This window comes from Epilithonimonas hominis (assembly GCF_003730015.1).
Lineage (GTDB): Bacteria > Bacteroidota > Bacteroidia > Flavobacteriales > Weeksellaceae > Epilithonimonas > Epilithonimonas hominis.
Genome location: NZ_RJTU01000079.1, coordinates 75,161 through 97,104, shown reverse-complemented (window position 1 = coordinate 97,104; position 21,944 = coordinate 75,161). Strand labels below are relative to the sequence as shown.

Here is a 21,944-nt window from a genome sequence, read left to right as displayed (position 1 = left end):
GATGAATTAAGGCTTTACATTTTGAATTTTAATTCCTAGGTCTTCTATTCCCGGTAAAACATTGCGTCTCATAGCTTGAGTTACTTTTACCGAATACTTTCCATTCTGAGGAAACCTATAATTGAGCTTATATTGAAATAATGCTTCTTTAGTTTCTCCAAAACCAGTTCCCAGCCATTCTCCGTTTGGTTTGGCAAGAACATAGTTAAGCGTATCCTTTGAAATCACTTTTTTATTATGCTCGATGCTAGCTATCAGACGGATATTGCTGTACGGATAATCATTGTTATTTCTTATTATAAAAATAAGATTTTTCTGATTTTGAAAATCGTTGATATTAAAATCAAAATTCTGTATTTTCTTTTTATCCCATTTGCTATCTATATCGTTTACGAAAGTATTCTCATTAGCGTTTGTACAGGAAACCAATGATAATAGAAACATTAAAACAGCAGTTATTCTAAGCATTACCTTCATTTTTAGGCGGCATTTTCTTTTTCGCTTTTTTGAACGGTTTTTTATGACTTTTATTTTCCGTTTTCTGATTCGGATTCTGGTTCTGATTTGGATTTTTATTTTCTACAGGTTTTGCAGCAGCATTATTATTTTGAGCAGTTTTTTGTTTATTAGAACGGTTTCTGTCATTCTGCGGCTTTTGTGGACGGTTATTTTGCGGTTTCGACGGAACATTACTTCTATTTTCGTTCTGTCCTTTTTCATCATTCTGCTTTGGTCCTTTATCCCTGCTTCTGTCCTTATTAGACTTATTGGGTCTTCTGTTTTTCTTCTCAAAACGGTCTACACTGTTTTCCTGAATCAAATCAGAAGTCACCATTTTGTTTTCAATCACTTTCAGATCTTCGAGAGCCGGTGCTTTTTCTCCTTTTTTATTGATAGATATCAGCTTCTTAACCTCGAAAATATCCAGATCATACCACGCCATAGAATTTTCTACATAAGCAAACCACATTTTCTTTTTGAAGACGTCAATCTTTATACAAAATGCTTTTCCTTTTTCAGTTTGCAAAACCGTGCTGGATGAGGGAAAATCTTTGAGCACATCCAGATAACTATCTAGTTCATAATTAAGACAGCATTTTAGCTTTCCGCATTGTCCCGCTAATTTTTGAGGATTGATACTCAGCTGCTGGTATCTAGCCGCATTTGTATTCACAGAACGAAAATCCGTAAGCCACGTGGAACAGCAAAGCTCTCTACCGCATGACCCAATGCCGCCTACTTTTGCAGATTCCTGACGAAATCCGATCTGTTTCATATCAATTTTTGTACGGAATGTGCCTGCGTACTCTTTGATAAGCTGACGGAAATCTACTCTGCTATCCGCAGTATAATAAAAAGTGATCTTTGACCCATCGCCCTGATACTCGACATCCGTAATTTTCATTTCCAGATTTAGTCCATAAGCAATTTTACGCGCATCAATTTTGATGTTATTTTCCTTTTTTCTTAATTCCTGCCAGGTTTCTATATCTTTCTGATTCGCTAATCGATAAACTTTCAGGGAATGATCTTCAGGAAAATTCTTTTTTTTCATCTGGATTTTCACCAGTTCTCCGGCAAGGCTCACGACACCAATATCGTGTCCATGGCTCGATTCTACAGCAATGATACTACCAATATGTAATGGCAGATTATTTACATTTTTATAATATAATTTGCGGTCATTTTTAAAACGGACTTCAACATATTCCGAAACTTTTGATCCGGATGGACTGATGTCTGAAAGCCAGTCAAAAACACTTAATTTATAACTATTACCACAGGTATCTACACTACTGCATCCGTTGGCGCTCTTGGTACCGCAGGAATGGGAAGAATCGCCGGATGTTTTACATCCACAACTCATATTTATTTTATTTTAATAATTGCAAAGTTAATATAATTTTTATTTAAGCTTACCGAATATATTTTTTAAAAAAACTATTTTGTTAATTTTGAGTTAATACAGTTGTAACATTGATAATATAGCAATAAAACAAGCATTTAAACAATTATTACATAAATAACAATTTGCCTCTTTATTATGGTTTGCATCATAACGTTTAAAATTAAACTAAAATTAAATAGTCGCTAATATACATCATAAACAACTGATTTATAACATTTTTACAATTACCCAAAACTAAACAATTATTCACAGAATAGCAATGTTTAACTTTTTTTAATAATTTTTATAGTTATTATTAAAATAATTATAAATTTGGAACATTAATAATAATTATATGAGAAAAATTTTAGTATCCATGGCATTGGCTGCCGGTATGATGGCTTACGCAGGAGGATTCCGAGTGTCTCTTCAGGGTGTTAAGCAGCTGGCAATGGCACATACCAGCGCACACGCAGAGGATGCGAGTGTTGCATTCTTCAATCCTGCCGGTATTTCTTTTATCCCGGCAAAACTTAGTGTTGCTGCAGGAGGATTTGGTGTTTCTAATAAAATTACTTACCAAAATACCAGCACATTGCAACAGACAGAAACGGACAACCCGCTGGGAACACCGATTTATGCAGCAATAGCTTATAAGATGATGGATAATGTTTCCATTGGTTTTAGTTTTTCTACACCTTTCGGAAGCACCATAGAATGGCCAAGCGCTTGGGAAGGGAAAGAAATCGTTCAGAAACTCGAACTGAAAAGTTATTTCTTCCAACCAATGATTTCAGTTAAACTGGCACCTTGGGCTTCTTTTGGAGCAAGTTACATCTATGCAAAAGGAAAAGTGGACTGGACAAAAGCTTTGACTCAATACGGCGGACAGCTCAATCTTTTAGATGACACCGCTTCAGGACACGGTTTCGGTTTTGGTTTCTATTTCCAGCCAAATAACAATTTGGATGTCAGCGTAGCATACAGATCACCGGTAGATATGAAGGCAAAAGAAGGAAAGGCAACTTTTACGGTGCCATCTTCTCTGCTATCTAATTTTAATGGTGGTTCGGACAATTTCAAGGCTACACTTCCTCTTGTGGACGAATATACTGTCGGTGTTACCTACAAAGTTACACCTAAATGGTTAATTTCTGCGGACTATAATTACCACGGCTGGGAAAGATACAGCAAGCTGACACTTGACTTCAGTACAGTTGCAGCAGGCAATCAGCCGAATGATCCAACCGTTTCCGTTTCACCTAAAAACTTTAAGAATTCATCGAGTGTGCGTATCGGAACACAGTATGCGTTTAACGATATGATTTTTGGTAGATTGGGTTGGTATTATGATCAGTCAACTTACGCAGACAAAGATTTTATCTCTGAAACACCTTCTTTTGACAATTACGTTATAACAGGTGGTGTAGGATTTAAGTTCAACAAACTTGGAGTTGATCTTTCCGGAGCGTATGCAATGCCAGAGAGCAGAACATTTAACAATCCTAACCTGAACTTTGCGGGGCAGGCAAAGGCTGATGTATTCTATTTTGGTCTTGGATTATCTTATAACGCATTCTAATATTTGAACTAATTATGAAAAAATTATATATATCAACAGTAGCTGCAACGCTTTTATTAGCTGCGAGCTGTAAGACAGATTTCGAAAACAGTACAGAAGATGTGGTGGTAACATCGGGTGAGGCCAACTTTTCAAAATATATTTCTCTAGGAAATTCTTTAACTGCTGGTTACAGAGATGATGCACTATATGCGGACGGACAGAACGAGTCTTACCCAAGTATGATTGCTAAACAAATGCAATCAGCTGGCGGTGGAGAATTCAAGCAACCATTGATGCCTGATAATAATGGAGGTTTACTACTTACTCTGCCGACAGGAAATATACAGATAGCAGATACTAAAAGAGTAATTACCGGCTTCAGTGGAGGAACACCTACAATAGCTTTTGCTAATGATAACAAAGCTGCTACTATCAGCAATACTGTATTAACAGGTCCATTTAATAATATGGGAGTTCCTGGTGCAAAAGTATCACATTTGTTAGCTCCTGGTTATGGAAACGTTCAAGGTATTCTTGCTAAAACAGCTAACCCTTATTTTGTTAGATTTGCATCAAGCCCAACAACTTCTGTTATCCAAGACTTTTTAGCACAGAAACCAACATTTTTCAGCTTATGGATTGGAAATAATGATGCTCTTCTTTACGCTTTAGCTGGTGCTGATGATACTGTTGAAAAATTAACTCCAGCAGACCAATTCGGAACCTACTATAATCTCTTGGTATCTCAAATCAAGACTTCTGGAGCGAAAGGTGTAATTGCAAACATCCCAAATGTAACAACTATTCCTTCTTTAACAACGGTTCCTTACAACCCGTTAACAGCAAAATTGCTTGGTAAGGGAGATGTAAATGTTGGAAACGCTACGATTGACCAACTAAATAGTAGTTTATATGGACCACTTAATCAAATTTTAACTGCTTTGGGAGCTGCTGACAGAATTAAACCATTATCAAAAACCACAACCAATCCTTTATTGATTTTTGATGAAAACCTTCCTAACCTAGGTAACGCTATAACAACAGTTGCATTAGCATCTGGAAACCCACAATTGATGGCGTTAGCACCTTATCTGGGTGCTACCTATGGTCGTGCCAGACAGGCGAAATCCACAGACCTTATTCCTTTGACTACGTCTGCGTCAATTGGTACTGCCGCGACTCTTCCTTCAGGTATCCCAGCTAGTTTAAGCGCAAGAGGTGTTGCGTACCCGTTCGAAGACAAATATATTTTAACAAGCACAGAAGCTACAGCTATTGACACTGCAATTAACAGCTATAATGTTATTATTAAAAAAGCAGCGGACGATAATGGTTATGCTTTTGTAGATGCCAATGCTAAAATGGTCGAATTGAATTCTGCATCTGGAATCCAATGGGATGGCGTAAGATATTCTGCAAAATTTGTAACTGGAGGAGCTTTCTCTCTTGATGGAGTGCATTTAACCGGACGTGGTTATGCTATTATTGCTAATGAATTCCTTAAAGCAATCAATACTAAATACAAATCTAATCTACCAATGATTAGTCCGAATTCTTATTCTGGAGTTACATTTCCTTAATCAGAATTAGATATTATATGACCGTCTCATTAAGTTAATGAGGCGGTTTTTTATTGATAATAAATATATTTTCAAAATATAAAATTTTGATTATTTTTACAAAATGCTTTCAAAAAGAGTCAAATACGCTATCAAAACTTTGCTTTTCCTTAACAGGACAAACAATGCTTCATTATTTTCAGCAAAAAAAATATCGGAGAACGAACGTATTCCGCTCAAATTTCTGGAGCAGATCCTGAGGGAACTGAAACAAAATAAAATCCTCAAAAGCGAACGAGGCGCAGAAGGTGGTTATACCTTTATGAAAGATCCTGCTGACATCAAAGTTCTGGATGTGATTAGAATTGTAGATGGTCCGGTTGCAATGTTACCTTGCGCATCACTCAATTTTTATGAAAAATGTGCGGACTGCACAGATGAGGCTACCTGCAGCATCAGAAAACTTCTAATCAATGTTCGTGACAGTATGCTTCCAATTTTGGATACAAGCATCGCTGATATGACGAAATCTGAAAAGTTCCCTATCTAAACTATGTTCACAGACGATTATTTTATGAGAATGGCTTTGCAGGAAGCCGAAAAAGCGCTAGAAAAAGACGAAGTTCCAATTGGCTGCATCATTGTTTCAAATGATAGAGTGATTGCTAGATCTCATAACCTTATGGAAACACTTACCGATGTTACGGCTCACGCTGAAATGCAAGCAATAACCTCAGCGGCCAATTTCTTAGGCGGAAAATATCTTCAAAATTGTACTTTGTATGTAACTTTAGAACCTTGCGTAATGTGTTCCGGAGCTTTGTCTTGGTCACAAATTTCCAAAGTGGTGATTGGCGCTAGAGATGAGCAAAGAGGTTTTATCAACAAAGGATTATCTCTTCATCCAAAAACCGAAGTTGTGACAGGTGTTTTGGAAAAGGAATGTTCTGAAATCGTAAAAGACTTCTTTAAAAATAAAAGATAACTATAAGTCTTTCCCAAGGTAATACAAACCTTTCAAAGTGTGAAGTTTATCCGCAATATTGATTTTATTAGTCAAAGGTTTATAAACGTGGCTTACACCGCCGGTTGCGATAACGAAACAGTTATCATTAACCTCATCATTAATCCTGTCTATAAAACCTTCTACCATACCAAGGAAACCGTAAACCATTCCGCTTTGCATACAAGTAATCGTATCCAAACCTAAAACAGATTTCGGCTTTACCAATTCGATTTCCGGTAGTTGGGCGGTTCCTTTTATCAAACTATTGAGTGAGGTCACAATTCCTGGCGCGATTATAACGCCTACAGTTTCTCCATTCTCTGTAAGACAACTTGCTGTGAGCGCAGTTCCAAAATCCAAAATGATTTTTTTATTTCTCGGATATAGATTATGCGCCGCAACAAGATTTGCATAGATATCTGTCCCCATCTGTTTGGACTTTGGAATCACTCCAGATGGCGTGTTTCTGTCAACAATTATCGGCACTTTCTGATGAATTTTCTTAACAGCACTGCTCACCACTTTTGTTAATTGAGGAACAACAGAGCCAATGATGATTTTATCAATTTTATCAACTTCAATTTTATAAGTCTGATAAAGCATCAGAATCTGAACAAAAAGTTCATCCGTCGTTTTGTAAGGTTTTGTATTGATGACCCAAGAGATATCACAATTGTCATCATCGAACAATCCGAAACGGATATTGGTATTACCTATATTGATTACAATGGAATTCATTTTTTGATTTTTGTCCGAAGTCCGATGTTGGAAGACGGAAGTTTTTTATGTATAGACTATAATATTTTTATTGAAGTCTTCTGACTTCTGATACCCATCTTCTGACCCTTATTTCACTTCCAGATAATTATCCTGAGGATTAACATCAGCTAATCTTTGGCTGAAATCTATTCCCATTGCTGCTATCTGAGATTTGGTATAAGGTATTGTAAAACTGTACTCCTGCTGTGTCCAAGCCCAGTAAGGTAAAGTCTGAATATTACCGTAGATATCTTTCGTTTTCCAAACTCTGGTCAAGTTCAATGGAATGTTGTAATTGATAACTTTTTTATCTTTTGTCAAAATACTGAAGTCAATAGGCATTGGGACACCACCTTTATTCACCAAAGTAATCGTTGTAGATTGCGGGTCATATTTCACATTCTTGATGCCGTAATCAATAGTTTTTGTCGTATTAATCCAATAATGCTGGAACCACTTCAAATCCATCCCGGAAACCAACTGAGCAATGTGGATGAAATCTCTTTCCGTTGGATGTTTCATCGCCCATTCGTCGTAATATTTCAGCATAATTTTGCTGAGATTTTCTTCGCCCACGATGTAACCCAACTCTACTAAAAAAGTTTCTCCTTTGATATAACTTGCATAAGTGTAAGCTGTTCCGTTGTCGTGATGATCACCTAACCAAACTGCAGGTTCTTCTTTTCCGGATTTGGCGAAATTAGCATAAGCTTTCAACGCGCCCACAAATGGGTTCGGTTGAGATTCTTTTGGCGGGAACAATCTGTAAGACACAAAATCTTCTGCATACTGCGTAAAACCTTCATCCATCCAAGGTCTTATACTTTCGTTGGTCGCAAGCATCTGCTGAAACCAAGAATGCGCACCTTCGTGGAACATCAAACCAGAAAGTCCTTCCAACGAAGTAGCTTCACCCAAAACCATTGTACACATTCCATATTCCATACCGCCATCTCCACCTTGGATGAAGGAATAACTTGGCCATTTGTAACGACCGAATGTTGCATTCATCAATTGGAAATATTTCGTGATGTACGGTTTCATTTCTGACCAATATTTTGTCTTTTCAGATTTTTGATAAACTAAGTAAACCTTTGGTCCATCCAAAATCGGGAAACTCTCCACCGAATAATCTCTGTCTGCTGCCCAAGCAAAATCCAGAATATTTTTTGCTGTCCATTTCCAAGTGACTTTGTTAGAAATATCTTGTTTTATAGCTGCATTGCTGTCATAACCTTTCACTTCCGTTGGGTTTTCCAGATTTCCTCCAGCTCCGATGACATAATTTTTATCGATTTTGATATTCACTTCATAATCCGAAAATGGTGCGTGAAATTCTCTTCCGACATAATCAAAAGCTGCCCAGCCGTCATAATCGTACTCAGCGATTTTTGGATACCATTGTGTCATTGTCATATCAACACCTTCGCGGTTATTTCTTCCGGCTCTACGGATTTGCATTGGGATATTGGCGTCCCATTCCATTGTGAACGTGGTGGAAGAATTTGGTTTGATTGATTCTGCTAAGAAAACCTTCATCACAGTTCCCTGAATTTCAAACTTCAAATCTTTCCCATTCTGCTTTATCCAACGGATATTCTGTGCGCCTTCTTCATTTTTAGGAATTTCTGACAATCTGGAAACCACTGTATTCCCTACTCTTTTCGCCAATCTTCCGTCTGCATTTACGCCTTGAGACTGCACACGCTGATCCATCATAGAACCTGGCTTGAAGGCGTTCCAATACAAATGGAAATAAGCGACTTTCAACTCGTCTGGCGAATTGTTTCTATAATCTAAAGTTTGTTTTCCTTGATATGTGAAATTGGCAGCATCCACATCAATATCCATTTTATATTTGGCATATTGTTGATAATAAGGATTTTGCTGAGCCGATAAGATTAAAGAAAAAAGAATTGAGAATAGAGAGAATTTCAGTTTTTTCATAGATTTATGATTAAACCTAAAAGGTTTGTTATAATAATTTTACCAAAAATACTAAGTTTTTGTTGAATGGCAAGTTGTATCAAGTTTGTATATTTGGATTTAAGTACAATTATGAAAAAATTCAACATCTTTTATTCTTGGCAATCAGATTTAAATCTTAGGCTAAACAATTATTATATCAAAGATTGTATTGTAAAAGCTCTAAAAGAGCTAAAACAAGATTTTAAATTAGAACTTAGACTTGACCGTGATACAAAAAATACAACTGGAAGCCCTGACATTGTTCAGACGATATTTGACAAAATCGATATCTGTAATATATTTATAGCTGACGTGTCAATTGTTAATAAAAACATTTTCAACATTGGTAGAAAAACACCAAACCCTAACGTTTTGGTAGAATTAGGTTATGCATTAAAAACTTTAGGTAAGGAAAGAGTTATCTTAATAATAAACAATTCTTTTTGTAAAATTGATGATTTGCCCTTCGATATAAGACAGAATAGAATAACTCAATACACACTAAGCAAAACAAAGGAAATTAAACATAGTAACAATCTAAAAGACACCCTAAAAAAAGCGCTCAAAGATATAATATTAAATTATGAAAGTATTGAAAAACAAATAAATAAAAACGAAAATAGACAACACGATTTAAAAATTTTTGAAAATTTCAAAAATGAATTTGATGAGGTTTTGTTAAAAGAAATCTTAGAATTTATACCAACTAATTTAAGGACAAATCAATATTATTATAATTATTTAGACAAGATTGCAAATTTTGCAGATAATTCTGATAATAAATATATTGATGAAGATTTAAATATTAAATTTAAAGAATTCATCAAATCCATAAATGCAATGAATTCTTTATGTGCGATTACAATGATATTTGATGAATATCCCGGTACAAGATATGAAGAAGAATCTCCTGATGCTGCGGAAAGCGAAATAATTGCCATTCAAAGAAGTCAAAGATATTTAGTTTCCAAAGAATGTTATGACGACGACTGGACAGCATTTAATCAAAATCGTAATAAAATACAACAAGAATTAAATGATGCCTCAGATTTAATTTATAGGACATTCGATAGTTTCAGAATGGAGATAAAACGAAAACTATTTATATAACTTTATGAAATAAATTCAAAATCATATTAAAATTTCGTCTGAACACACAAACAATGCAGCCCGACTTGAGCGGAAATCCTTTTTACGCAACGTAGTGGAGTGAAAAGATTGGGCGGATTAAGCTGCCCAAATAAATACTCTAATCTACCCTAAAAACCGGATAAAGACGATGCGTTTTCTCGTAATACTCCGAATGTTTGTAAACCCAATCCAATTGCGCTTGTCCGTCTTCAGCCAATTTTGGATTGTTGGCTTTTTCCATTTCGAAAGCTGTTTTCAAAGCTTTGTTGTCTTTCAGAAGTTGGCTCGCTGTATCTTCGAAAACATAAGCCGAATAATATTCTTTCTGACCGAGAATCGCATCAAAGAAATTCCAGTTGAAATAAGAATCCACCGCTTCCGGCTCCAAGGTTTCTAACAAAAACTTGACGCCGTCTTGATTTAGCGGTACAAGGAAATCACCCGCTCTGAATTTTATTTTTCCGGATTCTTTGGTCACAAAAGTGTCGTAATGCAGATAATGACCTTCATAAGGATTCGGAACCGTTTTAAAATCTTTTATTCTGTATTGTTCCACCACAATTGTAGAATCCTGTTTTATTGGAATCATTTTGATTTGGTTGAGTTTCAGCAAATCAATGATTTTCCATTCGGATTGTGGAATGACATAATATTTTGGAATCGTGATTTCTTTTGCAGGAACATAAGTGTTGTAGAACTTGACAGGTTTTGAAAACTTAGAATTTCTATCATACCAAAGCCTGGCTTTTTCGGAAACATCGCTTGGTTTATATTTGGCTTCAAAACCTTTGAAATCGATATTTTCATATTTCGTAGAATCGAGTTTCCAAGCTAAAGCATATCGGTTTCCGACTTTGTATTGTTTCAGATTTTCAGCTCTTTTTTGCTGAATGGTTTTGTAGTTTCCATCAATATAATTCAGGTTGTCAACCATATAATCGTAAGTGACTTTCACACGGTCTTTGTAAGGTTTCAGCATATGCGTTTCCACAACCGTTCCGATGGCATTGAACAAAGTCGTGTAACCCGTCGCATATCTCGGCGAATCTACAAAAGTGGGAAAACCTCCGTCCGGAACATCGCCGTGAATGTTGACATAAGGAACAGAAATCACACCTTTTTTCTCCATATTTTTCAGAAGCGTTCTCTGCATTTCGTCATTGAAATAATTTCCTAAAATACTTCCCAATCGTTCTTTGTTGGTAGAGATATAAGTGAAAGTGTATTGATAATCCGCGCCGTTGCTCACGTGATTATCAATAAAAACATCAGGCTTCAGCCACCCGAAAATCTGCTGGAAACTTCTGGAATTTTTTGAATCTGTCTTGATGAAATCCCGGTTCAAATCGTAATTTCGAGCATTGCCACGGAAACCATATTCTTCCGGCCCGTTTTGATTGGCTCTTGAGAAACTTCCTCGGTTCATCATTCCGCTGATATTGTAACTTGCAATGGCTGTGAAAATTACATTCTTTGGTGTATTGACTTTTCCAGTTGCCAAGTCTCTCATTAACATCATCGTCGCATCGATTCCGTCCGGTTCGCCGGGATGAATACCGTTATTAACCAACAAAACCGATTTTCCTTTTCTCGCTTCTTCGAAACTTAATTTCGTCGGATTGAAAATCACCACATCGATTGGAGCGCCGTTGTCATCTTCGCCTTTAGTTTCGTAACTGATTGATGGATATTGTTTTGATAATTCCTGATAGAATTTTCGCATCTCATCAAAAGTTGTGGTTTGATTGCCGTTGCCTTTTTCGTAAGGCGTGAGCATTTGAGAATAACCGAAAACAGAAATAACGATGAATAGAATGGAGAGATTTTTCATACTGTAAATGTAGAAAAGTATAAATAAAAAATCGCCTCAGCTGAAGCGATTTTTCTTATTCTATATAGATTTTTTCAAGATGCAGCTCTGCTTGTTTTCCGGCTGGATTCTTTTTATCTTTTTTAAAATATTCAATCAAGCCGACATAACCATTTTTAGCAGCAAAAAACCAGGTGTTGGAATCTTTCTTTTCCAGATCTATTTTTTCCAGCTTAAAAGATTTTGTTGCATCACTATAAACCAAAATATTCAGAACAAGCTTTTTTTCCTGATCCGGATCTATGAAAAAAGAGGCATATCCATTATTATTCTGAATACTCTGCCCATATCTGTATTTTGGATACAGACTTTTATTAACTTCATTAGAAGCCATTTTTACAACTTTGAAATTCTGATCCAAAATCAGATAAAAAAGTTCTGTAAACTTGTATCCACCAGACATAAAATCTGACTTAAATGTTTCTCCAAAAACCAGGTGTGTTCCGTCTGGTCTGATCTCGAAATCTTTAAAATCCAGAAATCCCTCCTTTGCTATTTTCCCATTCGTGTCAATAGGAACATACGTCGCCAGATCTGTAAATGGAACATAGCTGTTGGTGACTATGTTACCCCCGTTCCTTTTATAGCTTTTTTTGAAAATCCCGAGTTTATTCATCGTAAAAGCCGCGGATGTCTGATCTCCGCTATAATACTCGCCAATGCTCACAAGATCATCGCCTATGAACTTGACCGTGTTTATCACTAATTTCTTTCCGGTCTCATCCATTGATGAAAAGGCGGACTCTTTGCCAGTTTCTGTATCAAGAATAAGCAGCTTGCTGGAGAGATATTTTTTCTTTTTGAAATAATTAGCTTTTAGCGCGATACTTTTTTCGTCATTAGCAAGAAAGTCGTATTCATAAAAATGTTCCAGCGTTTCTCCGACCTTGGTAGGCAAGATCCATTTCTGATTTCCATCCAGATCAATAAAAATCCCGTTCTTCATAAAAGAATAGGAACCACTAATCGATCTGTTTGCTAAAAGAAAACCTTTGTCTTTTGCTTTATAAGCCAGACCACCTTCATTATAGAATTTATCAAAACTGTCTTTAAGAACAGTGTTTTCCGTGTTCATTAGCTGATAATTTTGCAAAGTAAACGGCTTTTTCACTTCGGCAGTTTTGATGTCGATCAAAACATACTGCTGATTTTTATAAAATCCTCCTGAAGCCAATTCTGTGAAGCCCAAAAGAACTTTCCCTTTGTTGAATAAGGCCTGACTAAGTCTTTGATTAGGAACCTGACGAGCAATTACAAATTCATTTGTTGATATTTTATTAAAATTTTTATCTAGGATAATATACTTGTATTTATTTTGCTTTGCATCAATTTTATCCAGCTTATGAAGCTCCAGATACCCGAAAAGTTCTTCGCCGTCATAAAGAGATTTGAACTCTTCCAATTCGCCTCCCAGATTGCCTAGGATTTCATAAGTCTGAGAATAAGCCCGGCTTCCTGCCATAAAGATGATCAGAAATAATGTCAATAGTTTTTTCATGGTTTATTTTTTTGTGTGGACAGAATAACGAGTTTATCAAGATAGGCGTTAGAAATATTATCAAAAAAAGTATAAAAAAGCTGCTCGCTTCTGCTATGCTCCTTAGGATTCGGAAATATAATATATTTACCGTAGTTTTTAGATTCTCTAGCTATTTTAAGCTGCTTTAAATTTTCTGACAGCATATTGGCTGCAAATCTGTCATTGGGATGCTTTTTAAGATATAGCATCGAAAAATAAAGAGATCTTCCATAATTTTTCAGAAGATATGCGTTTTGAATATTTTCGAGTTCTGCCGCTTGCTTTAACTCCTGAAACATTGAATGATTTTTTTCAAAAACCGGATTTTGATTGCCTTCAAGATTTTTAACAATATTGATACGTTCCTCACAAGAAGGATGCGTTTTTAGAGAATCGATATTCCATTTAAAAAAATTCTCGTCGATGCTGGTGTATTCAGACATCCCTTCTCCAGAAAAAAGCTTGGCATCGGCAGATTCCAAAGAAAGAATTTTACGAAAATCTTCAGTCGTAAGGCTGTCTTTTTCTATATCGGAAGTTTCCAGTATTTTCAGAAGCTTTAAAATTTCACTTGTAGAATATTTAGTTCCTTTCAAGATTTCCAAAGATTTTTTATCTGCATCAATTTCATCTTCTCTTCGTTTTTTCTGATTGTTATAAACCAGACTTTTAAGAAGAGATTCTGCTTCTTTATTTTTATTGAATTTTTGCTTTTTGATTTGCCTTGCTTCAGAAATCAGCTCATCATCAGTAGAAATCTGAACATACTTATCCACTTTATTTTTAGAATGAGCTAAAACATTATGACCAAGTTCATGAGCTAAAACGGCAGCTAGCTGATTCTCATTTTCCAGAATTGTAAGAAAATTCTGATTGAAGATCAATGTGCCGTTAATTGTCATATAGGCATTTTTGACTTCATCTCGTGAAATCATTATTTTCAGACGTTTAGCATTTTCCTCATAAGATGTAAATTGAGAAACAATACTTCTGATGTAATCTTCCAGTTTTGGATAACTATAGATTTCATTGTTATTTACATCTCTTATCAGTCCGTCGAATATACTATTATAAAGATTGTTATAGACTTTTCTTTTTTCGGAAGGCTCGGTTCTGACGGATTGAATAAAGGCTTTTTTGTCTTCATCCAGTTTGCTCAGTAATGTTTTTTTATAAACATAATTAGCCGTGTCCGTAGGTCTGTAAATATCCTGACATTTGGACAAACTGTAAAAGAAAATAAGAAAACAAAAGAGATGCTTCACAGAGATAGATTAATCGTTTAGCTTCAAAACCGCCATAAATGCGGATTGAGGGACTTCTACTCTACCAATTTGTTTCATCTTTTTCTTTCCTTCTTTTTGCTTTTCAAGAAGTTTACGTTTTCTGGAAATATCACCTCCGTAACATTTTGCGGTAACGTCTTTTCTTAAAGCTTTGATGGTTTCTCTAGCAATTACTTTTGTTCCAAGAGCGGCCTGAACTGCAATATCAAACTGTTGTCTCGGAATCAGTTCACGAAGTTTTTCACACATTTTTTTACCGATGTGATATGCGTTGGAATCGTGAATTAATGAAGATAAAGCATCTACCATATCGCCATTAATCAAGATATCCATTTTCACCAACTTAGAAGCTCGGAAACCAATTGGATGATAATCAAAAGACGCATAACCTTTGGAAATAGATTTCAATCTGTCATAAAAATCGAAAACAACCTCAGCCAAAGGCATATTGAAAATCAATTCTACTCTTTCGGAAGTCAGATAACTTTGGTTAACAATTTCGCCTCGTTTCTCTATACAAAGTGTCATCACAGCTCCTACAAAATCAGATTTTGTGATGATAGAGGCTTTGATAAAAGGTTCTTCTACGCGATCCATTATGGATGGATCCATCATTTCTGATGGGTTATTGATCAAGATTGGAACTTCTGGTTCTTTTTTAGAATATCCAAAATAAGATACGTTGGGAACCGTGGTAATCACGTTCATATTGAATTCTCTATCCAAACGTTCCTGAACAATTTCCATATGCAACATCCCTAAGAATCCGCATCGGAAACCAAAACCAAGTGCAGCAGAACTTTCCGGCTCGAAAACCAAAGAAGCATCATTTAATCTTAATTTTTCAAGAGAGAATCTCAACTCTTCAAAATCTTCTGAATCGATAGGATAAATTCCTGCGAAAACCATTGGTTTTACTTCTTCAAAACCTTCAATCGGTCCTGCTGCAGGTTTTTCAAATGAAGTAATCGTATCACCAACTTTAACTTCCCTGGCATCTTTGATTCCCGAAACCAGATAACCTACGTCACCACATCCGATGGTTTTCTTTGGAACCTGTTTGAGTTTCAGTGTTCCCACTTCATCGGCTCCATATTCCTTTCCAGTGGCGAAAAATTTGATTTTTTCGTTTTTAGAAATGCTTCCGTTCACCACTTTGAAATATGCTTCAATTCCTCTGAACGGATTGTAAACAGAGTCAAAAATCAAAGCTTGAAGCGGCGCATCTGGATCACCAACCGGTGCCGGAATTCTTTCAACAATTTGTTCCAATAAATGATGAACACCTTCTCCTGTTTTACCAGACACTCTCAAAACATCTTCATATTCGCAACCGATTAGATTCATAATTTCGTCGGTCACTTCTTCTGGGTTTGCTGAAGGCAAGTCGATTTTATTCAGAATTGGAATAATTGTTAAATCATTTTCCAACGCCAGATACAAATTACTTATTGTTTGTGCCTGAATACTTTGAGCAGCATCCACAATCAAAAGCGCACCTTCGCAAGCCGCAATAGAACGGGAAACTTCATAAGAAAAGTCTACGTGTCCTGGTGTATCGATTAGATTAAGAACAAATTTTTCTCCTTTATATTCGTAATCCATCTGGATCGCGTGAGACTTGATGGTGATTCCTCGTTCTTTCTCAAGATCCATATCGTCTAAGGTTTGCGATTGCAATTCCCTTTGACTAACAGTGTTTGTATATTCTAAAAGACGATCTGCCAACGTGCTCTTACCGTGGTCGATATGCGCAATGATGCAGAAATTCCTAATATTCTTCATTGATAATTCTTGTAATTTGCAAAAATACATTTTTTTGCAAGAAGTTGGGCGCTGGATGTTAGATGTTAGATGATTGCCGACAAAAAAATATTTTGCCCTCATAACATAAAACTCACATTTGTCACAGACAAACGTTAATCTTTCATAAAAAAAAGAGATTGATGAAAAAAGTTTTATTTTTGCAGATTATTAATAATATTCAACTGTTAAGAATATTCTGACAATCGTTATGAAGAAATATATTAGTTTGCTGATGCTGTCGGTGGTGTTGCTTTCCTGCAAGACAGAAATGGATAGGGCGATGAAAAGTGCCGATAAGGATTTTATCCTGAAGGTAGCCAATGAAAAATTTGCGAAAAAGAAATGGAGCGACGCACTTGCTTTATATGATAGATTGCCAAATTTAGTAGCCGGGACGGATGATGCGCCCAATGTTGTCTTTAATTCTGCTTATGCTAATTATTATGACAAAAATTACAGATTAGCTGCAAACCAATTTAAGAACTTCGCCATCAGTTTCCCTCAAGATCCGAGAAAAGAAGAAGCTGCATATTTTTCCGCACTTTGCTATTATGAAGGATCTTTAGATTACAATCTGGATCAGAGCAATACGGAATCTGCCATTACAGAACTTCAGAATTTTATCAATGAATATCCGGATTCCGAGCGTTCGAAAAACATTAATCAGATGATTGATGAACTGAGTTACAAGTTGGAGTTCAAAGCATTTGAAAATGCAAGACAATATTATAAAATGGGAGAATATAAAGCTGCAACAGTAGCTTTTGAAAATGTTCTTGAGGATTTTCCGGCAACTAAATTAAGACCGAAAATCTATGATATCATAATGAAGTCGAAATATGAGCTGGCTCTTAATTCGGTTTATGATCTCAAAAAAGAACGTCTGGATGCGGCAGCTGCTTATGCAAAAAGAGTTATTACAGAATTGCCAGATTCAGAATATTCAAAATCTGCAGATGATATCTACAATAAACTTGAAGTAGAAAAAGAAAAATTTGCAAAATTACAAGTAGAAGTAGAAAAAAGAAAGGCAGAATATGAAGCAAAAACAAAAAATGCTCAGGCTGAGCAAAATGAAAAAAAGGAAATAGCTCAGGAAAAAAATCAGCGTGATATGGAAAAAGCCGCAGAACAAACCAGAAGAGACAGTGCGAAGATTAACTCTTCTGAGCCTCAGGCCACTTTCAAGTTTAAAAGATAATTACTATATTTGCAATCTCAAAAATTTTCACCCATGAGTGTTAAAGATACAAAGGCAGAAGTAAGCACCATCACTTACGACAAAGATAAAATCGAAGAAAAAGTAGGCAGTATCTACGAAGCGATTGTCATTATGGGCAAAAGAGCGGAGCAAATCAATGCTGAAATCCGTTCGGAATTGCACAGTAAATTGGATGAATTTGCTGTCCACAACTCTACTTTGGAAGAAGTGTTCGAAAACAGAGAGCAAATAGAAATCTCTAAACATTACGAAAAACTTCCTAAGCCAACATCTATTGCGATCAAAGAATGGCTGGATGATGAAATCTATTTCAGAAAAACTGAAGAAAAGAAATAAGTTTTCAATTCATAATACAAACCGTTTCATCTTGAAACGGTTTTTTTGTTAGTAAAATTATTAATACTTTCGTTGATAAATATCAGAAGCAAAATGAGCTTGGAGAACAAAAAGATCATTATGGGGATCACCGGCGGAATTGCAGCCTATAAAATCAATTATCTGGTAAGAGATTTCGTAAAAGCTGGAGCGGAAGTGAGGATTGTAATGACCAAACCCACGGAAGACTTCGTCTCGCCACTTACTTTGTCCACCCTTAGCAGGAATAAGGTTTATACTGATTTTTATGACGAAAACAAAACGTGGAATAACCACGTCGAATTGGCACTCTGGGCTGATGTGATGCTGATAGCGCCTTGCACAGCTAATACTCTGGCAAAAATAGCCAATGGAATCTGTGACAATTTCCTGATGGCGGTTTACATGTCTGCAAAATGTCCTGTTATCATTGCTCCAGCGATGGATCTTGATATGTATGCTCATCCTGCGGTTACCCGAAATCTGAATATTATAGAAAGTTTTGGACACAAAATCATTCCAGCGGAATATGGCGAACTCGCAAGCGGACTGATTGGCCAAGGCAGATTGGCTGAGCCGGAAACCATTTTCAGAACTGTTGGCAATGAGTTTACCGATACAGATGCGGCATTTGCAGGAAAAAAAATCCTGATTACAGCAGGTCCGACTTTTGAAAATATTGACCCTGTAAGATTCATCGGGAATCATTCCTCAGGCAAAATGGGCTTTGATCTTGCAAAAGAAGCAGCGAAAAGAGGTGCCGAAGTCACTTTAATATCTGGACCTTCTTCTCAGAAAACCGATGACAAAAACATTGACGTTTACAGAGTAACATCTGCCCAGGAAATGTTTGATGAAGTTTTCAAACATTATGAAAATACGGATATTGCTATAATGAGCGCCGCCGTGGCAGATTATACACCAAAAGTAAAAGCAACAGAAAAAATAAAAAAGAATGATGATGAACTCACGATAGAACTGATCAAAAATAAAGATATTCTGAGAACGATGGGTGAGAAAAAGACCCATCAGTTCCTGGTAGGTTTTGCCTTGGAAACTCAACATGAAGAAGAAAACGCCAAAGGAAAACTTGTCAAAAAAAACTTGGATATGATTGTCCTAAACTCTCTTCGGGACGAAGGTGCAGGCTTTGCAAATGCTACCAATAAAATCAAAATATTTACCCCCACTGAAGAACAGTCTTTTACATTAAAATCAAAAGAAGAAGTTGCCCGCGACATTCTGAACTTTATTGCGCAGAAATTGTAACAAATCAGAACCTTTTACGTTATCATTTTATCCTTTTGAATCATAATCTTTAGGAAAGAATCCTTATTTTTACAAACACTTTTTATGCGAATGAAAAAATCACTTTACATATTCTTTGCAATGCTTTTCTGCCAAAGTATTTATTCCCAAGAACTTTTGGCAAACGTACAGATTAACAACCAACAGATTGCAGGAAGTAACACACAGGTTTTTAGAATACTGGAAAAGTCATTAAGAGATTTCATTAATAATACAAGCTGGACAGGAAAAAAACTTCAGAACTTCGAAAAGATCAAATGCAATTTTGCTGTAGTGATTTCCGAAAGGCCCACTAACAACAGCTTCAAAGGATCGATTGTAGTTCAGGCTACGCGTCCTGTTTTCAATTCTCAGTACGAAACACCACTGATGAACATCAACGATACCAATTTCACCTTCGAGTATAATGAAAATGAAAATCTGGTTTTCAATGAAAGGCAGTTTTCCGGGAAAAACCTCATTGATGTTGTGAGTTTTTATGTATATCTGATTCTTGGATACGACGCAGACAGTTTTCAGCTGAAAGGCGGACAGACTTGGTTTGACAAGGCTTTTAAAATAGCACAAAATTCCCAGAATCAGAATTATAGCGGATGGAATGCTGTGGAGAGCCAAAGAAACAGAGGTGCGCTGATATCAGGTCTACAGAATGAAAATACATCTACACTCCGAACAGTGTATTACAGCTATCACAGAGCCGGCCTCGACAATCTTGCAAGACAAGATCAGAATCCTGCAAAGAAAACCATTGCAGAATCTCTAATGCAATTGAAATTCTATGAAAACAATTTCCAGATGAACTATCCATTTTCTGTTTTCATGGAAACAAAAAGCACCGAAATATTTAACATATTTAATTCAGGGCCAAATACTTCGGTAAATATCAGCGAGCTGAAATCTCTGATGAGTGTATTCTCTCCAAAGGATATTGACACCAAATGGGATAAGTGGAAATAATTATTAATTAAAAATTGACTATTAATAATTAAGAAATGCTTTCAAGAATTTTTATTCAGAATTTTGCGCTTATTGACAGGCTGGAAATTGATCTCAAGACTGGACTTCAGGTGATTACAGGTGAGACAGGTGCCGGGAAATCCATTATTCTCGGTGCACTCCGTCTGATAATGGGGGAAAGAGCCGATGCGAAATCATTTGCCAAAGCCGATTCAAAAAGTATTGTGGAAACCGAATTCTGCATTGACGATAGTTTCAGATCTTTTTTTGATAACAATGATTTGGATTTTGAACCACAAACCATTATCCGCAGAGAAATAGCTCCGGGTGGAAAATCGCGTGCTTTTATCAATGATGTTCCTGTAACTTTGGACATTCTGAAAGAATTGTCGTCTAGGCTTATTGACATCCATTCTCAATTTGAAACCTCGGATCTTTTCACCGAATCTTTTCAGTTTGGAATCTTGGACGGACTGGCAAAAAACAGCAGTTTGCTCTCCGACTATCAAAGTGTCTTTAATGAATACTTGAAAGCAAAAAAAGATATAGATCAGTTAAAGAAAACACTGTCCGAAAGCAATAAAGAATCCGATTATAAAAACTTTCTTCTAACAGAATTGGAAGAAGCCAATCTGGATCAGATTGATTTCTCTGACTTACAAAATCAGCTGAGCATACAGGAAAATGCAGACCAGATCAGCGAGCAGCTTTCACAATCGTTATCAAAACTTAATGCCGAAGAGTTTGGAATCTTACCAGGACTTTTCGATATCCTAAATAAAATCTCTAAACTTTCCGAGCTTTCATCTGATTATGAAGAGTTGAGCCAAAGGCTGGAAGCTTCTTATCTAGAAATCAAAGACATCAATGCAGAGCTGGAAGACAGAGCGGAAAATCTTGATATCAATCCGGCATTACTTCAGCAGCTTATTAGCTCCATCAACAGAATCAATGCTTTGTTTCTGAAACATCAGACAGATGATATCCAAGGACTTATAGCCATCCGAGAAGAGTTGGCCGCCAGCCAAAACTCTCTGGAAGATGTAGAAAATCTGATTCACGAAAAAGAAAAACTGATCGGCAAAGCAGAAATTCAGTTACAAAACCTGAGCAAAAAACTGACTGAAAGCCGACTGAAACATTCTTCCGATCTTGAAAATAAGGCTAAAGAAATTTTCCATAAACTTGGTCTGGAGAAAGCGACTCTTAAAATCGATATCACAGATTCTTCACAATTTAACACGTTTGGAAAAAATGCTATTCAGATATTATTTCAGGCTAATTCCGGATTTCCGCTGAAACCGATCCAGAGTGCTGTTTCCGGTGGAGAAAGATCCAGGGTAATGCTCGCCATCAAAAAAATAATGGCTGAAAATAATGCTTTGCCAACTTTAATTCTTGATGAGATTGACACTGGTGTTTCCGGTAGAATTGCCGAAGAAATGGGAAAACTGATGCAGCTAATGGCCAATGATCTTCAGCTCATCGTGATTACGCATCTTGCCCAGGTGGCTGCAAAAGGAAATGAGAATTATAAGGTTGTTAAATATGACGAAAATGGTATAACAAAGACGACCATTGTGAAACTTTCTGATGAGGAGAAACTCAATGAAATTGCCCAGCTTATTTCCGGATCTAAAATTACCGACGCCGCTATTTCACAGGCTAAAGAGCTAATTAATCATTAAAAATATTTAGGTCATCACCAGTAACGATGATGAAATACATTACGGTTTCAGAAACTTCA

The 21,944-nt window shown here is 36.3% G+C and carries 18 protein-coding genes; 10 read left to right on the top strand and 8 right to left on the bottom strand.

What is annotated here, in order from left to right; translation table 11 throughout:
- Window positions 1-6 precede the first annotated feature (6 nt).
- Both EGH73_RS12850 and ricT read right to left on the bottom strand, forming a co-directional pair.
- Entirely contained in the window at window positions 7-468 is a 462-nt protein-coding gene (locus EGH73_RS12850; RefSeq protein ID WP_245985531.1) for a gliding motility lipoprotein GldH, read from the bottom strand.
- The gene (gene ricT / locus EGH73_RS12845; protein ID WP_123282175.1) at window positions 461-1,867 is read right to left on the bottom strand and encodes a PSP1 domain-containing protein; all 1,407 of its coding nucleotides are present in this window, start codon (window positions 1,865-1,867) and stop codon (window positions 461-463) included. The genes EGH73_RS12850 and ricT overlap by 8 nt, the downstream gene beginning before the upstream one ends.
- Window positions 1,868-2,243: 376 nt before the next feature.
- Between ricT and EGH73_RS12840 the strand changes: the two genes are divergently transcribed.
- The 4 genes from EGH73_RS12840 (at window position 2,244) to EGH73_RS12825 (ending at window position 5,996) form a co-directional block, all read left to right on the top strand.
- Window positions 2,244-3,470: an OmpP1/FadL family transporter gene (locus EGH73_RS12840; protein WP_123282174.1), complete on the top strand. Its 1,227-nt coding sequence runs from the start codon at window positions 2,244-2,246 to the stop codon at window positions 3,468-3,470.
- A gap of 14 nt (window positions 3,471-3,484) precedes the next feature.
- Entirely contained in the window at window positions 3,485-5,032 is a 1,548-nt protein-coding gene (locus EGH73_RS12835) for an SGNH/GDSL hydrolase family protein (RefSeq protein WP_123282173.1), read from the top strand.
- Between the two features lie 103 nt (window positions 5,033-5,135).
- Entirely contained in the window at window positions 5,136-5,561 is a 426-nt protein-coding gene (locus tag EGH73_RS12830; RefSeq protein ID WP_089768090.1) for an RrF2 family transcriptional regulator, read from the top strand.
- 3 nt (window positions 5,562-5,564) lie between these two features.
- A complete protein-coding gene (locus tag EGH73_RS12825; RefSeq protein ID WP_123282172.1) occupies window positions 5,565-5,996 on the top strand; it encodes a nucleoside deaminase in 432 nt (143 codons plus the stop codon).
- Here EGH73_RS12825 and EGH73_RS12820 read toward each other — a convergent pair whose 3' ends face one another.
- Entirely contained in the window at window positions 5,997-6,755 is a 759-nt protein-coding gene (locus EGH73_RS12820) for a type III pantothenate kinase (RefSeq protein WP_123282171.1), read from the bottom strand. It abuts the gene before it with no gap.
- Between the two features lie 108 nt (window positions 6,756-6,863).
- Window positions 6,864-8,723, bottom strand: coding sequence for a M1 family metallopeptidase (locus tag EGH73_RS12815; RefSeq protein WP_123282170.1), 1,860 nt, complete (start codon window positions 8,721-8,723; stop codon window positions 6,864-6,866).
- Between the two features lie 111 nt (window positions 8,724-8,834).
- On the opposite strand from EGH73_RS12815, the gene EGH73_RS12810 reads away from it, so the two are divergent.
- Window positions 8,835-9,854, top strand: coding sequence for a hypothetical protein (locus tag EGH73_RS12810; RefSeq protein WP_123282169.1), 1,020 nt, complete (start codon window positions 8,835-8,837; stop codon window positions 9,852-9,854).
- Window positions 9,855-9,993: 139 nt separating this feature from the next.
- On the opposite strand, the gene EGH73_RS12805 is transcribed toward EGH73_RS12810, so the two are convergent.
- The 4 genes from EGH73_RS12805 to lepA are packed head-to-tail and all read right to left on the bottom strand — an operon-like array spanning window position 9,994 to window position 16,335.
- Window positions 9,994-11,706 (bottom strand): M14 family zinc carboxypeptidase, encoded by a 1,713-nt coding sequence (locus tag EGH73_RS12805; protein WP_123282168.1) that lies wholly within the window; start codon window positions 11,704-11,706, stop codon window positions 9,994-9,996.
- Window positions 11,707-11,761: 55 nt separating this feature from the next.
- Window positions 11,762-13,243: a DUF6770 family protein gene (locus tag EGH73_RS12800; protein WP_123282167.1), complete on the bottom strand. Its 1,482-nt coding sequence runs from the start codon at window positions 13,241-13,243 to the stop codon at window positions 11,762-11,764.
- Complete coding sequence (locus tag EGH73_RS12795) at window positions 13,240-14,529, bottom strand: M48 family metalloprotease (protein ID WP_148041709.1); 1,290 nt, start codon at window positions 14,527-14,529, stop codon at window positions 13,240-13,242. The genes EGH73_RS12800 and EGH73_RS12795 overlap by 4 nt, the downstream gene beginning before the upstream one ends.
- Before the next feature lie 9 nt (window positions 14,530-14,538).
- Window positions 14,539-16,335, bottom strand: a complete 1,797-nt coding sequence (gene lepA, locus EGH73_RS12790) for a translation elongation factor 4 (protein ID WP_123282165.1) — start codon at window positions 16,333-16,335, stop codon at window positions 14,539-14,541.
- A 229-nt stretch (window positions 16,336-16,564) separates the two neighbouring features.
- Between lepA and bamD the strand changes: the two genes are divergently transcribed.
- The 5 genes from bamD (at window position 16,565) to EGH73_RS12765 (ending at window position 21,885) form a co-directional block, all read left to right on the top strand.
- A complete protein-coding gene (gene bamD, locus EGH73_RS12785) occupies window positions 16,565-17,557 on the top strand; it encodes an outer membrane protein assembly factor BamD (protein ID WP_123282164.1) in 993 nt (330 codons plus the stop codon).
- A 33-nt stretch (window positions 17,558-17,590) separates the two neighbouring features.
- Window positions 17,591-17,914 (top strand): DNA-directed RNA polymerase subunit omega, encoded by a 324-nt coding sequence (locus tag EGH73_RS12780; RefSeq protein WP_123282163.1) that lies wholly within the window; start codon window positions 17,591-17,593, stop codon window positions 17,912-17,914.
- A gap of 93 nt (window positions 17,915-18,007) precedes the next feature.
- Complete coding sequence (coaBC, locus tag EGH73_RS12775) at window positions 18,008-19,201, top strand: bifunctional phosphopantothenoylcysteine decarboxylase/phosphopantothenate--cysteine ligase CoaBC (protein WP_123282191.1); 1,194 nt, start codon at window positions 18,008-18,010, stop codon at window positions 19,199-19,201.
- Window positions 19,202-19,291: 90 nt separating this feature from the next.
- The gene (gene porD / locus EGH73_RS12770) at window positions 19,292-20,197 is read left to right on the top strand and encodes a type IX secretion system protein PorD (RefSeq protein ID WP_123282162.1); all 906 of its coding nucleotides are present in this window, start codon (window positions 19,292-19,294) and stop codon (window positions 20,195-20,197) included.
- 35 nt (window positions 20,198-20,232) lie between these two features.
- Window positions 20,233-21,885, top strand: a complete 1,653-nt coding sequence (locus tag EGH73_RS12765) for a DNA repair protein RecN (protein ID WP_123282161.1) — start codon at window positions 20,233-20,235, stop codon at window positions 21,883-21,885.
- The last annotated feature ends 59 nt before the right edge of the window (window positions 21,886-21,944 follow it).